The sequence below is a fragment of the Streptomyces sp. NPDC127197 genome, assembly GCF_042672405.1.
Classification (GTDB): domain Bacteria; phylum Actinomycetota; class Actinomycetes; order Streptomycetales; family Streptomycetaceae; genus Streptomyces; species Streptomyces flavusporus.
This window is the reverse complement of sequence record NZ_JBHXVG010000050.1, coordinates 1-13,501: the sequence shown is the minus strand read 5'-3', so window position 1 is coordinate 13,501 and position 13,501 is coordinate 1. Positions and strand designations below refer to the sequence as shown.

Sequence of the window (13,501 nt, the reverse complement as noted above, 5' to 3'; positions counted from 1 at the left end):
CTCCGTCGAAAGCAGGGGAGTTGCCGCGACTCTAGGACCGGGGAACCGGCAGGTGAGCGCCATAACGGCCATGTGACGGCGACTGGAGCGGCACGGTCATGGTCCGGTCACATTCGCCGCGCTGGACGGTCACGTGCGGCTGTAAGCATCCTCCGCGTTCCCCAGAGAGAGGCTCACACCGTGTCAGCGCTGCTTGTGACGGACGCCGGTCGCGGCCAGGACACACGGCTGGCTGTCATCACCGCCGTGACCTACCGCGCCTTCCTGAACTCCCCCGCCGGATCCGCACTCGGCGCCGGATTCCTCCAATACCCGTCCTGGGCCCGGGTCAAGGAGGGCTGGCGGGCCCAGCTGCTGGGCTGGGGCCCGGACCCGCAGGCCGGGCGGCTGTCCGGGGTTGCGCTCGCCTTGCTGCGCCAACTCCCCGGCACCCGCAAGTACTTCGCCTACCTCCCCGAAGGGCCCGTCGCCGACTGGGCCGACCCGGACATCGACGGCTGGCTCACCCCGCTGCTGCACCAGCTGCGCGCCGCGGGCGCGTTCGCCGTGCGCATCGGGCCCTCGCCCGCCTACCGCCGCTGGAACGCCGCACGTCTGAAGTCGCTCACCGGCCCCGGCAGACACCTCACCGACGTCCTCGCCTGCGAGGTCGACCCGCTCGGCACGGCGGTCGCCGAGCGGCTGCGGGCGCGCGGCTGGCGCCGCTGCGGCGACGACGGTGCGGGTGACGGGGACGCGCAGCCGCGCCATGTCTTCCAGGTGCCGCTCGCCCGACGCACCCCCGACGAACTGTGGACGGGCCTCAACCAGGAGTGGCGCCGCAACGTCCGCCGCGCCCGGAAGTCGGGCGTGGAGGTCGTCGTCGGCAGCGCCGCCGAACTCCCCGAGTTCTACCGGCTGCTGCGGATCACCGAGGAGCGCGACGGCTTCCGGCTCGGCCGCTCGCTCGCGTACTACCAGCGCCAGTACGAGGCCCTCAACGCCGAGGAACCCGGCCGGATGAAGCTCTACCTGGCCCGCCATCAGGGCGAGGTCCTCGCCGCCCACACCATGATTACGGCGGGCCGCCGGGTCTGGTACCAGACCGGCGCCTCCGCCGACCACCGCCGCGAGGTCCGCCCGTCCAACGCCCTGCAGTGGCGGATGCTGCTCGACGCGCACGCGCTCGGGGCCGACGTGTACGACATGCGCGGGGTACCCTCCACAGTCGACCCCGCCGAACGCGCGTACGGGCTGCTGCGCTGGAAGCTCGGCACCGGCGGGCAGGTCGTCGAGACGCTGGGGGAGTGGGAGAGACCTTTGGGCGGCACCGCCAACCACACGCTGTACCGCGCCTTCCAGACGTACCTGGCCCGCCGATGAGCGCGACCTCCGTCGCCTCGCGGGCCACGGACGGGGGGCCGTCCACGCTGCGCAGCAGCGCCGTCATGGCCGCCGGGTCGGTCGTCTCCCGCGCCACCGGATTCGTACGGTCCGCGGTCGTCGCCGCCGCCCTCGGCGTCGGGCTGACCGCCGACGGGTACGCGGTCGGCAACACCGTCCCCACGATCGTCTACATGCTCCTCATCGGCGGTGCGCTGAACGCCGTCTTCGTGCCCGAACTGGTCAAGGCCGCCAAGGAGCACGACGACGGCGGTGCCGCGTACACCGACCGGCTGCTCACCGTCTGCGCCGCCGCCCTGCTCGCGCTCACCGCGGCCGCGGTCCTGGCGGCGCCCGCGATCGTCGCCGCGTACACCGACTACACGGGCGGCCAGCAGGCCATGACGGTCGCCTTCGCCCGCTACTGCCTGCCGCAGATCTTCTTCCTCGGACTCTTCACGCTGCTCGGGCAGGTGCTGAACGCGCGCGGCCGGTTCGGGGCGATGATGTGGACACCGGTCCTCAACAACGTCGTCGTCATCGCCGTGTTCGGGCTGTACCTGGCCACCGGGTACGGCGGCGGACTCACCCCCGGCGAGACCGCGCTGCTCGGCTGGGGCACCACCGCCGGCATCGCCGTCCAGGCGCTCGCCCTCGTCCCCGCCCTGCGCTCCGCCGGCTTTTGCTGGCGGCCCCGCTTCGACTGGCGCGGCAGCGGACTGACCCGCCCGCTGCGCTCGGCGGGCTGGCTCGTGCTGCTCGTGCTCACCAACCAGGCCGCGTACTGGGTGACCACCCGGCTGGCGACGGCCGCGGGCGCACGGGCGGCGGCCGGGGGCATCGACGGCGGCGCCGGCTTCAGCGCGTACAACAACGCCTATCTGGTGTGGGCCGTACCCCACGGCATCGTCACCGTCTCGCTCGTCACCGCGCTCATGCCGCGAATGAGCGGCGCCGCGGCCGACGGCGACGCGGCGGGCCTGCGGCGCGACGTGTCGTACGCCCTGCGCACCAGCGCGGCCGCCGTCGTGCCCGCCGCTTGCGCGCTTCTCGCCCTCGCAAGGCCGGTGATGGCCCTAGTCTTCGGCCACGGCAGGACCGACGCCGCCGACACCGCCGCGATGGCGGGCATCCTCATGGCCTTCGCGCCCGGACTGATCGCCCTGTCCGGCCAGTACGTCCTCTCGCGCACCTTCTACGCCCTCACCGACACCCGCACCCCCTTCCTGCTCAACCTGGTGATCGCCGGGCTCAACGCGGGCCTGTCCACGGCCGCGTATCTGCTGCTCCCGGCGCGCTGGACAGTGACGGGCATGGCCGGGGCGTACTCGCTGGCGCTGGCGGCGGGCTGGCTCATGACGGCGTACGCCCTGCGCCGCCGGCTGGCGGGTCTCAGCGGCACGCGCCCACCGGCGCCGCGGCTGTGGCGCTCCGCCGCCGGCGCGCACGCCCGGCTGCTCCTCGCCGCGGTCCCGGCCGGACTGCTCGGCCACCTCGCGGCGCGCGGCGCCGACCCGCTGGGGCCCCTGGCGGCGACAGCAGCCGGTGCGCCGGTCATCGCGCTCACCTTCGCCCTGCTGGCCCGGCCCTTGCGGCTCACCGAACTCCACGCCCTGATCACCGGCGCCCGACGGCGCCTCACCCGGCGCTGACCCGAACCCGGCCGACACGAATCCGAGGGGAAATCCACTCATGCCACGCGTGCTCCTCATCGAGGACGACGCCTCCGTACGCGAAGGGGTCGAGCTGGGCCTGCGGCGCCGCGGCCACGAGGTGCGCTCCGCCGCCACCGGTGAGGCGGGGCTCGCCGCGCTCGGCGAATTCCGCCCCGACCTCGTGCTGCTCGACCTGATGCTGCCCGGGATGAACGGCGTCCAGGTCTGCCGGCGGGTGCGCGAGGACACCCAGCTGCCGATCATCATGCTCACCGCGCGCGGCGACGACTTCGACGTGGTCGTCGGACTGGAGGCGGGCGCCGACGACTACATAGTCAAGCCGGCCCGCACGGAAGTGATCGAGGCGCGGATCCGGGCCGTGCTGCGCCGGATCGAGGACCCGGCCGGCGGGCGGCCCGCCGTCGAGCACCACGGGGAGCTCGCCATCGACCGGGCCGGACTCACCGTCGCCAAGTCCGGGCGGCGGCTCGCGCTGGCGCCGTCCGAGCTGAAGCTGCTGCTGCACCTGTCCGCCGCGCCGGAGCAGGTGTTCAGCAGACAGCAGCTGCTGGAGCACGTGTGGGAGCACAGCTACCACGCCGACGCCCGGCTGGTCGACGCGTGTGTACGGCGGCTGCGCAACAAGATCGAGGACGAGGCGGGGCGTCCCCGCTACATCCAGACCCTGCGGGGCTTCGGCTACCGCTTCGGACCCCTGTGAACGGCAGCGCCGGCCGACGGCGTATCGCCGCGTTCGGGCTGCGCACCCGGCTCGTCCTCGCGTTCCTGCTGGTGGCCGTCGTCAGCGCCGGGACCACCGCCGCGCTGACCTTCCGAGAGGCGCGCAACGCCGTCCTCGAGACCGCACAGGACACCGCAGTCGCGTCGTTCCGCGAGCAGGTCCAGCAACTCGGCTTCTCGCTGCCCGTGGAAGGCGGCCCATCGCTCCAGTCCGTGTTGCGCGACATCGCCGGCAGGGGCAAACCGCACCCGTGGGTCGTCTTCGCCGAGTACGGCTCGATGCGGGTCTCGTCCGGCACCAGCCCCGCCTCCACCGTGATCACCCCCGAGCTGCGCCGCGCCGCCCACAGGCAGCCGAACGGGAGCTTCGAGCGGATCGTCAAGGACGGCGTCCCGTATCTGACCATCGGCATGCCCGCCGTCTTCAAGATCGGCGTCAACGGTGTGCTGCCCAGCGGACTCGTGCTGTTCGCCGTGATGCGGATGAGCGACGAGCAGGCCAACGTCGAGGCCCTGCTCACCGCGGCCAGGGACGGGGCTCTGCCGGGCCTCGCGATCGCCCTGGTCCCGGCGCTGCTCTCCGCCCGCAGCGTGCTGCGTCCGGTACGCGAACTGCGCAAGGCCGCCGGCAACATGGGCAGCGGCCGCCTCGACACCCGGATCCAGGTCCGCGGCAGCGACGAACTCGCCGACCTGGCCCGTACGTTCAACGAGTCCGCCGCCGAGCTCGAGCACTCCGTGCACGAACTACGCCAGGCCGAGGCCCGCGCCCGCCGCTTCGCCTCCGACGTCTCGCACGAGCTGCGCACCCCGCTCGCCGGAATGCTCGCCGTCACCGAACTCCTCGACGAGGACGCGGGCCGTCTCGACCCCGACACCGCCCGCGCCGTACGGCTGATCAGTACCGAGACCGTGAAGCTCGCCGTGCTCGTCGAGGACCTGATGGAGATCTCCCGTTTCGACGCGCGCGCGGCCGAACTCAACACCGACGATGTCGACGCGGCCGAGACCATCCGCAAGACCCTGGAGAGCCGGCACTGGACCGACGACAGGATCCGCACCGACCTGCCCGACGGTATCCGGGTCCGGCTCGACCCGCGCCGCTTCGACATCGTCGTCGCCAACCTCGTCGGCAACGCGCTCCGGTACGGCGGCGCGCCCGTCACCGTACGGCTGCGCACACAAGTACGCACGGACGGCGGGCACATGCTGGTCACCGAGGTCGAGGACAGCGGTCCCGGCATCCGGGACGACGTCCTCCCGCACATCTTCGACCGCTTCTACAAGGCCGACGCCGCCCGTACCCGCTCGGCCGGCAGCGGCCTCGGGCTTGCGATCACCCAGGAGAACGTGCGGCTGCACGGTGGCACGGTCCGCGCCGCGAACACCCCCGGCGGCGGCGCGCTCTTCACCGTGGAGATGCCCCTGTACCCGCGAGGGACCGCCCGATGAGACGTCAGCGCGCCGCCGCCGCGGCACTGAGCGCCCTGGCCGCCGCGGTGCTCACCGGCTGCGGCATCCAGGAGACCGACGTCATCGAGGCGGGCGGCCCGCCCACGATCCAGGTCTTCCCGCACGGCGGGGACGGCCTGGTGCTGTTCTTCCGCACCCCGCAGCAGGAGCTGGTTCCCGTGATCCGCGACCCGAAAGGGGACGCAGAGGAGATGCCGCAGAACGGGCCCGCCGGAACGAGGGATCCCGAGGAGCCGGAGGATGCGACCGCCCGGGCGGTCACCGAACTCTTCGGCGGCCCGTACGGAAAAGAACGCGCTGCCGGACTCATCGACGGGCTGCCCGCGCTCGGCCCGGGGGGCCCGGCCGTCCGCACCCTGCCGCCCGAGCAGGGCGGGGTCGAGGTCACCCTGCCGGTCGCGCTCGCCACCCTCGACGACCTCGCGATACGGCAGCTGGTCTGCACGATCGCGTTCTCCCGGGACGCCGATGGCCAGACCTCGGTGTACCTCAGAGGGGACGACGGGGCGCTGGAGCGGACCTCTTGCGACGCCGATGTCGACCACGGCGTCCTGCCGCGGCCGACCCTCCGGCCCTCGCTGCCTCAAGCCACCGGCACAGGAAGCCCGCACGTTTACGCGTGGGGGGAGTCACGAAGCGACGGAAGTCCTCCGTGGAGACCTCGGGCCGCTTTCGGATCACTGTCATGAGCGTCAGCATCGTGCCGCTCATCCCGCATGCCGGTGCCACCGACGACACCGCTCTGGTCATCCTGCGCCTGTGACGGAGGCGGCCACCACGGCGTTCACCGCCGGGCAGCGAAGCACCGGGCCCGCTTTGTCGACTCTGACGAGGTGCGCCGTGGCCTGATCACCGACGTCGCAGAAGGCGGCGTCTCGGGTGTCATGGGGAGGTGGTCCACCGGTGGGCGGTTTGGGCCCATGACTTGTCCCATGCGGCGAGATTGCGCCGCTCCAGCCTGCGGCCGGCGTAGCCGTAAAGTGCGGCGCCGATCAGGGGGACGGCCATTGCGGCAAGGAGAGCGCAGCCCATGGTGCGGCTGCGGACCTGTTCCGGGGTGAGGGGCGGGTCGGTGATCTTTCCTTCGTCGCTGATCCATACGCGTAAGGTGTCTCCGGCGGGCAGGCCGGGTTCGACGTCGGTCTTTGCGGTGCGGGTCTGGCCGTGGGGGTCGGTGAAGCGGACGGTGACCGGGTACGTGGTCTCCTTTGCCTCGTCGGATCCCGGTTCGGGGTGGCGGGGGGCGTCTTGGACGAGGACGGCGAGGGTGTCGTGCCGTGTGCCGGCCTCATGCCGGGCGGTCTGCTGGAAATGGCGGTAGGCGCCGTCGCCGACCAGGAACGTGGCGGCGGGTGTGGTTGCCAGGACGGTCAGGAACAGGCCGAGGGCGATCCACGTCTGCGCAAGGTCGGAGCGACGGCGCAGGGGGTTGCGGCGCCATCGCCACAGCAGGAGGCGGGGGAGTTCTTCGGGGGGCGGCTGTGCCGGGGGGATCCTCTGGGCCACGGTGTCTCCTTCAGATGGCAGCGTGTGCCAGGGCCGATGGTGGGGACGAGGGCGGCTGATCAGTGGGGGTGCGCGGTGGGTTCGGGGGTCCTGGTGGTCGAGGGATGGGTGCGGGCGGCCTCCAGGAGTCTGGCGGCGCCGCGGACCGCTGCGGTGTGGGGAGCGGGCACGGGCCGGACGGGGGCGTGCAGCTGTCGGGTGAGGCGGTAGGTGAGGTCGGGGCGCAGCGCGCCGCCGCCGGCCAGGAGCACGCCCCGCTGGAGGGCGTCGAGCGTCTGGGTGGTGTGGTCCTGTTCCAGCATGGTGGTCACCATCGCGACGACTGCGTCGGCGATCTGTGTGGGCGGGGTGAGGCTGTCCAGGTCGCTGATGCCCAGGGCGGTGTGGCGGGCGTCGGTCACCGCGCCGTCGGTGAGGAGGGTGACCTCGGTGAGGTGGGCGCCGATGTCGACCACGAGCAGGGGACGGGTCAGATCGGCGTCGGCGGCCATGGCGACGGCGCGGGCGGTGGGGATGGTCAGCACGGCGTGCGGCCGCAGTACCTCGACTGCGGTTCGTGCCTCGGTCCGGAAGGCGACTCCTCCGAGTACGGGGGCGGTCAGGACGATCAGGCGGCGGCCGAAGCGGGGCAGGTGGTGACCGAGCAGCCGGTCGAGCATCTGTGCGGTTCCGGGGGTGTCGACGATCGTGCCGCGCTGGATGGGGTGGATGACGCCATCACCGGGGAAGGTCACCGTGGGCACGTCGAGGAGGCTTCTTCGGCCGGATATCCAGGCTCGGGTGCGGGCGCTGCCGAGGTCGAGGGCGATGCCGGAGCACTGACGGTACAAGGGCCAGGGCCGGTGCGGGGCAGTCACGGCATGGGAGCGGGGTGTGGTCACCGGCCGGCCTCCCTGACCTGCTGGCAGCGGGCACAGTAGCGGGCTTGCGGCACGATCATCAACCGCTCCCGGGTGATGGGCCTGCGGCACAGGTGGCAGGCTCCGTAGCGGCCCTGGTCCATGCGTGTGAGGGCCGCTTCGACGTCGGCGAGAACCATGCGGGCGGAGGCGGCGAGCTTGACACGGACCTCGGTCTGGGAGGCAGCCCTCCGGTCGAGCAGTGCCTGAGTGCGATTCATGGCGGCGGCCGAGAGCTGCTGCAGCTGTTCGTGGCGGAAAAGGCGCTGCTCGTGCAGGTTCTCGCGCAGCGCGGCGAGCTCCTCGACCGACAGGGTCGTGTTGCGGTCGTCGATGATCTGGTGGTTCACCACTTCACCCCTCAGGCAGGGCAGCGGACGGAGACGGGGCGGGCACTGGTCAGGTGGCGTTGTGCCGGCAGGGGACGCAGAACCGTGTGTAGGGCAGGATTTCCAGGCGTTCGACGGGGATGGGCTTGGAGCAGCCCTGACAGATTCCGTAGCTGCCGTCCTGGATGCGGGTGGAAGCGGCGTCGATCTCGTTGAGGACCCGCGCGATGGTGTCTTTCTGCGCAGCCATCACCTGTTCCTCCGCGTTCTGCCTGGTCTCGTCGATGGCCTGCAGCTGCGTCAGCCGGGAGTTGCGTTCGTGTTCGAGACGCTGACGGGCCTCGTGCGCCGTCATGCGCTCACGACGGGGTTCGGTCCGGGGCGTATCGAGCGACATGGTGTGTCCTTACTTCGACAAGGCGGGTGGCGTAGGGAACCGATCTGAGGCGCGAAGCCTCAGGGCCGGGTGGAGGTGGGACCACGGTGGGTGGGTCATGCCCTCACCGTGGTCGATGCGCGGGGCGAAACCCATCGGGCGCGATACCCATCTGCGGCGCATCCCGGAGCCCATCGGGGCATGGGCAGGCCAGGGTGCGGAAATGGGCATTGGAACCCATCGACGGGTCGGGCGGGATGGAGGAGGGTGGCAGCAGGCCGGTCCAAAGCAGTGGCAGCAGCTCATGCACGGGGTGCGCGGTGACCGACAGTGGAGATACAGCCGTGTCCCACAAGGAAAGGCGTTGTTCCGGTGTCCCTGTTCTGGCGGATCTTCGCGCTCAACGCAGTGGTGTTGGGCACTGCGACCGCGCTGCTGCTGTGGGCCCCGGTGACCGTTTCCGTGCCGGTCCTGCTGACCGAGGCGGCCATCCTCGTGGCTGGCCTGGCCGTCATGCTGGTCGCCAACGCGGCCCTGCTGCGGATCGGGCTGACCCCCCTGGACCGGCTCACGAAGCTGATGACCACCGTCGACCTCCTGCGCCCCGGCCAGCGGCTGCCGGAGCACGGCCGGGGTGAGATCGCCGAACTGATCCGCACCTTCAACGCCATGGTCGAGCGCCTCGAGCACGAGCGGGCCGCCAGCAGCGCCCGCGTTCTGCTCGCGCAGGAAGCCGAGCGGCGCCGCATCGCCCAGGAACTCCACGACGAGGTCGGCCAGAGCATGACCGCGATTCTGCTGGTGCTGAAGCGGGCGGCGGACGAGGCGGCCGAACCTTTGCGCGGTGAACTGCACCAGGCGCAAGAGATCACCCGGGGGAGCCTGGACGAGGTCCGCCGTCTGGTGCGCCGACTGCGCCCGGGTGTGCTGGACGATCTCGGCCTGGTCAGTGCCCTGACCTCGCTGACCACCGAGTTCGCCACCCACACCGGACTGCGCGTGCTGCGCCGCTTCGAGACCGACCTGCCCGCGCTGGATCAGCAGACGGAACTCGTGCTCTACCGCGTCGCCCAGGAGGCCTTGACCAATGTCGCTCGGCACGCCGAGGCCGGCCGGGTGGAGGTGAGCCTGCGCCATGCCGATGGCGCGGTGGTCCTGGCCGTCGCGGACGACGGCCGCGGGGCCGGCATCGTGCGCGAAGGCGCCGGGATCCGCGGGATGCGCGAGCGGGCCCTGCTCATCGGGGCGACGCTCGACATCACCTCCCGGCCGAAGGCCGGTACGCAGGTCCGACTGACCGTGCCCGTCCCCAGAAAGTCATGGCCATGACCGAGACACCGACGATCCGGATTCTCCTGGCCGACGACCACGCCCTGGTACGACGCGGGGTACGGCTCATCCTCGACCGTGAACCGGGCCTCGAGGTCGTCGCCGAAGCCGGGGACGGCGCGGAGGCCATCGCCCTGGCCCGCACCCACCAGGTCGACCTGGCCGTGCTGGACATCGCCATGCCCCGGATGACCGGTCTGCAAGCTGCCCGCGAACTCCTCGCACTCAAGCCCGGCGTGCGCGTCCTGATGCTGACGATGCACGACAACGAGCAGTACTTCTTCCAGGCGCTGAAGGCCGGCGCCAGCGGATACGTGCTGAAGTCCGTGGCCGACCGCGACCTGGTCGCCGCGTGCCGGGCCGCCATGCGCGACGAGCCCTTCCTCTACCCGGGCGCGGTCACTGCCCTCATCCGCAACTACCTCGACCGCGTCCGCGACGGCGAGGAACCCCGCGACCAGGTCCTGACGCCTCGAGAAGAGGAGGTGCTCAAGCTCGTGGCCGAAGGCCACTCCTCCAAGGAGATCGCCGAGATGCTGTTCATCAGCATCAAGACCGTCCACCGGCACCGGGAGAACCTCCTGCACAAACTCGGCCTTCGCGACCGCCTGGAGCTCACTCGCTACGCCATCCGGGCCGGCCTCATCGAACCCTGACCGCCGACCCCTTCCCGACTGCCTCAAGGCTCCGGCTGCCCACTCCCCAGCCGAGGCCTTGAGGCCCGCAGCCGCTCCCGACCAGCCACCACGACACAAAGAAGGGGACGGCGCATGGCACGCTCCTCGCACACCGTCCCGTGCGCGCGTGGCCTCGGGCCGGCAGCGGTGATCGCTGTCCTTCTTGCCGTCCTCACCGCTCAGCTCAGCCCACCAGCACACGGCAGCACACCCCCCGGCAGGCCCGACGGCGTGGCGGCTCCCGCGGCCGTGCAGGCCGGCAGCGGATGCTGCTCCGCAGACGACGGGCATCCCGCCGTCTGCAGTGCCGCGGCACGTATCGAGCGCGACACCCCCGGCGAGCATCCTTCGCCGTCGCCCGCCACCCTCGCGCTGGGCCACATGACCGACAGCCCGCCGCGGTCGACCTCCACGCCACCCACCGCGGTGCGCCCGTCCGCCTCCGCACAGCCGACGGACCGCCACCGAATGCGGGCACCGCCTCAACGTCCAGGCACCTGAGCCCCTCATTCCTCTTCTTTTCTTCTCTTCCCCGACCGCGGTCACATGCCCCTGGCCGCGGCGTGCCTGCCGGAGGCCCCCTGTGAACCGAACCCTGCACATCAGAGGGCTGATCGCTCTCGCTGCCGTCGCCCTGTCGCTGTACGTCGCGCTCACGGTACCCGTCCACCTCGGACTTGATCTGCGCGGTGGCACGCAGATCGTCCTGGAAACCCGCCCCACCGCCACGGCCGACGCCGACAGCGACGCCACCGACCGCACCGTCGAAGTGCTGCGCGGCCGTATCGATGCGCTCGGTGTCACCGAACCCACCATCGCCCGCTCCGGCAGCAACCGCATCGTCATCGAACTGCCCGGCGTGCAGGACCCGACCAAGGCCGCCGACGTCCTCGGCCGCACTGCCCAGCTCACCTTCCACCAAGTCCTCGGCACCGCATCCAGCACCGATGACATGCCCAAACCGCTGCCCAAACGGCCCCGCCAGCAGGTTCTGCCCGACGAAGCCGGCCAACTCCTGCGCCTTCAGGCAGCCTCGCTGACTGGCAATGACGTCAAAGAAGCCGCCGCCCGCTTCGACCAGCAGGGCGGCGCCGGATGGCACGTCACCGTCGACTTCAAAGGCCCTGGCCGCGACGGCTGGGCACGCCTGACCAGCGAGGCCGCCTGCCACCCGGCGGGTGATCCGTCCCGCCGGGTCGCCATCGTCCTGGACAACAAGATCATCTCCTCGCCGCAGGTCGACCCATCGGTTGCCTGCGGCTCCGGCATCACCGGCGGCTCCACACAGATCACCGGATCCTTCAGCGACAGCGAAGCCAGAGAACTGGCCTTGCTCATCAACGGCGGCGCCCTGCCCGTGCCGGTCGAGACCGTCGAACAGCGCACTGTCGGCCCCACCCTCGGCGCGCAGGCGATCACAGCCAGCGCCTGGGCCGCCGTCGTCGGAACCGCGCTGACCTCGCTGTTCATCATCGCCGCCTACCGGCTCATGGGCGCCTTGGCCACCATTGCCCTGGCCTGCTACGGCCTCATCTCCTACGCCGCCCTGGCCGCCCTCGGCGCCATCCTCACCCTGCCCGGACTCGCCGGGTTCGTCCTGGCCATCGGCATGGCAGTCGACGCCAACGTGCTCGTCTTCGAACGCGCCCGCGAAGAGTACGCCTCCCACCACAGGCCCACCCCACGCTCGTCCCTGACCGCCGGATTCCGCAACGCTTTCAGCGCGATCGCCGACTCCAACATCACCACCCTCATCGCCGCCGGCCTGCTGTTCTTCCTCGCCTCCGGACCCGTCCGCGGCTTCGGCGTCACCCTGGGCATCGGCGTCCTCGCATCCATGCTCAGCGCCCTGGTCATCACCCGCGTGCTCGCGGGCTACGCCGCCGCCCGCCCCTGGGTACGCCGCCGCCCCTGCCTCTCCGGCATCGCGCACACCGGCACCATCCGCGACTGCCTCACCCGCACGAGCCCCAACCTGATGCGCAACCCCCGCCGATGGCTTGCCGCCTCCGCCGCCGCCCTCGTCCTGGCCGCTTCCGGGATCGCCCTGCGCGGCCTCGACTTCGGCATCGAATTCACCGGCGGACGTCTCATCGAATACACCACCGCCACCCCCGTCGAGCCCGACCGGGCCCGCGCCTCACTCGCCGACGCCGGCTTTCCCCGCGCCGTTGTCCAGACCTCCGGTGACAACCAACTCACCGTACGGACCAGCCCGCTGACGAACGCGCAGGCGGCTGAGATCACCGAAGCCATCCGTGATCTGACCAGTCGTGCCGACAAGCTCCGCGACGAGACTGTCGGCCCCAGCCTCGGCGATGAGCTACGCCGCGGCGCCCTCATCGCCCTCGCCGTCGCCCTCGCAGCCCAGCTCATCTACCTTGCGACACGCTTCCGCTGGCTGTTCGGAACCGCCGCGGTCGCCGCCCTGGCCCACGACGTCGTGATCCTCATCGGCATCTTCGCCTGGCTCGGCAAACCCATCGACGGCGTCTTCCTCGCCGCGCTCCTGACCGTCATCGGCTACTCCGTCAACGACTCCGTAGTCGTCTTCGATCGCATCAGGGAACTGAGCCGGCGCGCCCGCAAGGCGCCGCTCTCCCGCATCAGCAACCAGGCACTTCTGCAGACTCTGCCCCGTACCGTCAACACAGGCATGGGAGCGGCATTCATCCTCACCGCGCTGGCCGTCCTCGGCGGCGACACCCTCACCGACTTCGCCCTCGCCCTCCTCATCGGCCTTGCGGTCGGCACCTACTCCTCCATGTTCACCGCCACACCCCTCGCCATCGAGATCCACAACCACACCCATGCGCCTCATCCCGCCACGCGGTGACCCATGCGGCGGGCAGGCTGCCGGCGATGCAGCGGCGCACGATGTCCCGGGCCAGCTCGCCCTTGGTGCAAAGCCCCGCTCGTCAGGAACCTTCGCCGCCCGGCACCGCTGCGGGTCGGATGTCCAGGCTTTTGGCAGGTAGAGCTCCCGGTCAACCAGGGCCCGGCCCGAGCGGGTGGCGTAGGCGGCGAACACCCCGATCTGGCAGTTGTCGATCTTTCCTGGGACCTGTATTTCAATTAGTGCTCGGTTAGCGGGAGTTGGCGGAACACTGAGGGTATGGCTGCGCGTACGGTCGACCGGATCTCCGTTGTGGCT

At 71.3% G+C, this 13,501-nt stretch carries 13 protein-coding genes and 1 pseudogene; 9 read left to right on the top strand and 5 right to left on the bottom strand.

What is annotated here, in order from left to right:
• Positions 1 to 180 precede the first annotated feature (180 nt).
• Genes ACFVJQ_RS40025 through ACFVJQ_RS40005 form a run of 5 tightly spaced genes read left to right on the top strand, consistent with a single transcriptional unit; the run spans position 181 to position 5,920 of the window.
• Entirely contained in the window at positions 181 to 1,362 is a 1,182-nt protein-coding gene (locus ACFVJQ_RS40025) for a lipid II:glycine glycyltransferase FemX (protein WP_385790740.1), read from the top strand.
• Positions 1,359 to 3,014 carry a murein biosynthesis integral membrane protein MurJ gene (gene murJ / locus ACFVJQ_RS40020; protein ID WP_385512223.1) on the top strand — a complete coding sequence of 552 codons (1,656 nt, stop codon included), beginning with the start codon at positions 1,359 to 1,361 and terminating at the stop codon, positions 3,012 to 3,014. The genes ACFVJQ_RS40025 and murJ overlap by 4 nt, the downstream gene beginning before the upstream one ends.
• Before the next feature lie 40 nt (positions 3,015 to 3,054).
• Entirely contained in the window at positions 3,055 to 3,738 is a 684-nt protein-coding gene (locus ACFVJQ_RS40015) for a response regulator (RefSeq protein WP_385512224.1), read from the top strand.
• Positions 3,735 to 5,210 carry a sensor histidine kinase gene (locus ACFVJQ_RS40010; RefSeq protein ID WP_385790737.1) on the top strand — a complete coding sequence of 492 codons (1,476 nt, stop codon included), beginning with the start codon at positions 3,735 to 3,737 and terminating at the stop codon, positions 5,208 to 5,210. The genes ACFVJQ_RS40015 and ACFVJQ_RS40010 overlap by 4 nt, the downstream gene beginning before the upstream one ends.
• Entirely contained in the window at positions 5,207 to 5,920 is a 714-nt protein-coding gene (locus ACFVJQ_RS40005) for a hypothetical protein (RefSeq protein ID WP_385790735.1), read from the top strand. Before ACFVJQ_RS40010 ends, ACFVJQ_RS40005 begins: the two co-directional genes overlap by 4 nt.
• Positions 5,921 to 6,113: 193 nt before the next feature.
• On the opposite strand, the gene ACFVJQ_RS40000 is transcribed toward ACFVJQ_RS40005, so the two are convergent.
• Genes ACFVJQ_RS40000 through ACFVJQ_RS39985 form a run of 4 tightly spaced genes read right to left on the bottom strand, consistent with a single transcriptional unit; the run spans position 6,114 to position 8,362 of the window.
• Complete coding sequence (locus ACFVJQ_RS40000) at positions 6,114 to 6,737, bottom strand: hypothetical protein (RefSeq protein ID WP_385512229.1); 624 nt, start codon at positions 6,735 to 6,737, stop codon at positions 6,114 to 6,116.
• A gap of 59 nt (positions 6,738 to 6,796) precedes the next feature.
• Positions 6,797 to 7,618: a rod shape-determining protein gene (locus ACFVJQ_RS39995; RefSeq protein ID WP_385790733.1), complete on the bottom strand. Its 822-nt coding sequence runs from the start codon at positions 7,616 to 7,618 to the stop codon at positions 6,797 to 6,799.
• Entirely contained in the window at positions 7,615 to 7,989 is a 375-nt protein-coding gene (locus ACFVJQ_RS39990; protein ID WP_385790731.1) for a TraR/DksA family transcriptional regulator, read from the bottom strand. Before ACFVJQ_RS39990 ends, ACFVJQ_RS39995 begins: the two co-directional genes overlap by 4 nt.
• 46 nt (positions 7,990 to 8,035) lie before the next feature.
• On the bottom strand, positions 8,036 to 8,362 hold the full coding sequence (locus ACFVJQ_RS39985) for a TraR/DksA family transcriptional regulator (protein ID WP_385512235.1): 327 nt from the start codon (positions 8,360 to 8,362) through the stop codon (positions 8,036 to 8,038).
• Between the two features lie 351 nt (positions 8,363 to 8,713).
• Here ACFVJQ_RS39985 and ACFVJQ_RS39980 point away from each other — a divergent pair, with 351 nt between their 5' ends.
• From ACFVJQ_RS39980 to secD, 4 genes are all read left to right on the top strand, one after another.
• Entirely contained in the window at positions 8,714 to 9,670 is a 957-nt protein-coding gene (locus ACFVJQ_RS39980) for a HAMP domain-containing sensor histidine kinase (RefSeq protein WP_385512236.1), read from the top strand.
• On the top strand, positions 9,661 to 10,326 hold the full coding sequence (locus ACFVJQ_RS39975; protein ID WP_385512238.1) for a response regulator: 666 nt from the start codon (positions 9,661 to 9,663) through the stop codon (positions 10,324 to 10,326). Before ACFVJQ_RS39980 ends, ACFVJQ_RS39975 begins: the two co-directional genes overlap by 10 nt.
• A gap of 114 nt (positions 10,327 to 10,440) precedes the next feature.
• Entirely contained in the window at positions 10,441 to 10,848 is a 408-nt protein-coding gene (locus ACFVJQ_RS39970; RefSeq protein WP_385790728.1) for a hypothetical protein, read from the top strand.
• Positions 10,849 to 10,930: 82 nt separating this feature from the next.
• Positions 10,931 to 13,183, top strand: a complete 2,253-nt coding sequence (secD, locus tag ACFVJQ_RS39965; RefSeq protein ID WP_385790726.1) for a protein translocase subunit SecD — start codon at positions 10,931 to 10,933, stop codon at positions 13,181 to 13,183.
• Between the two features lie 81 nt (positions 13,184 to 13,264).
• Here the strand turns inward: secD and ACFVJQ_RS39960 are convergent.
• Positions 13,265 to 13,405 (bottom strand): annotated as a pseudogene (locus ACFVJQ_RS39960) (transposase); the annotation flags it as partial.
• Positions 13,406 to 13,501 lie beyond the last annotated feature (96 nt).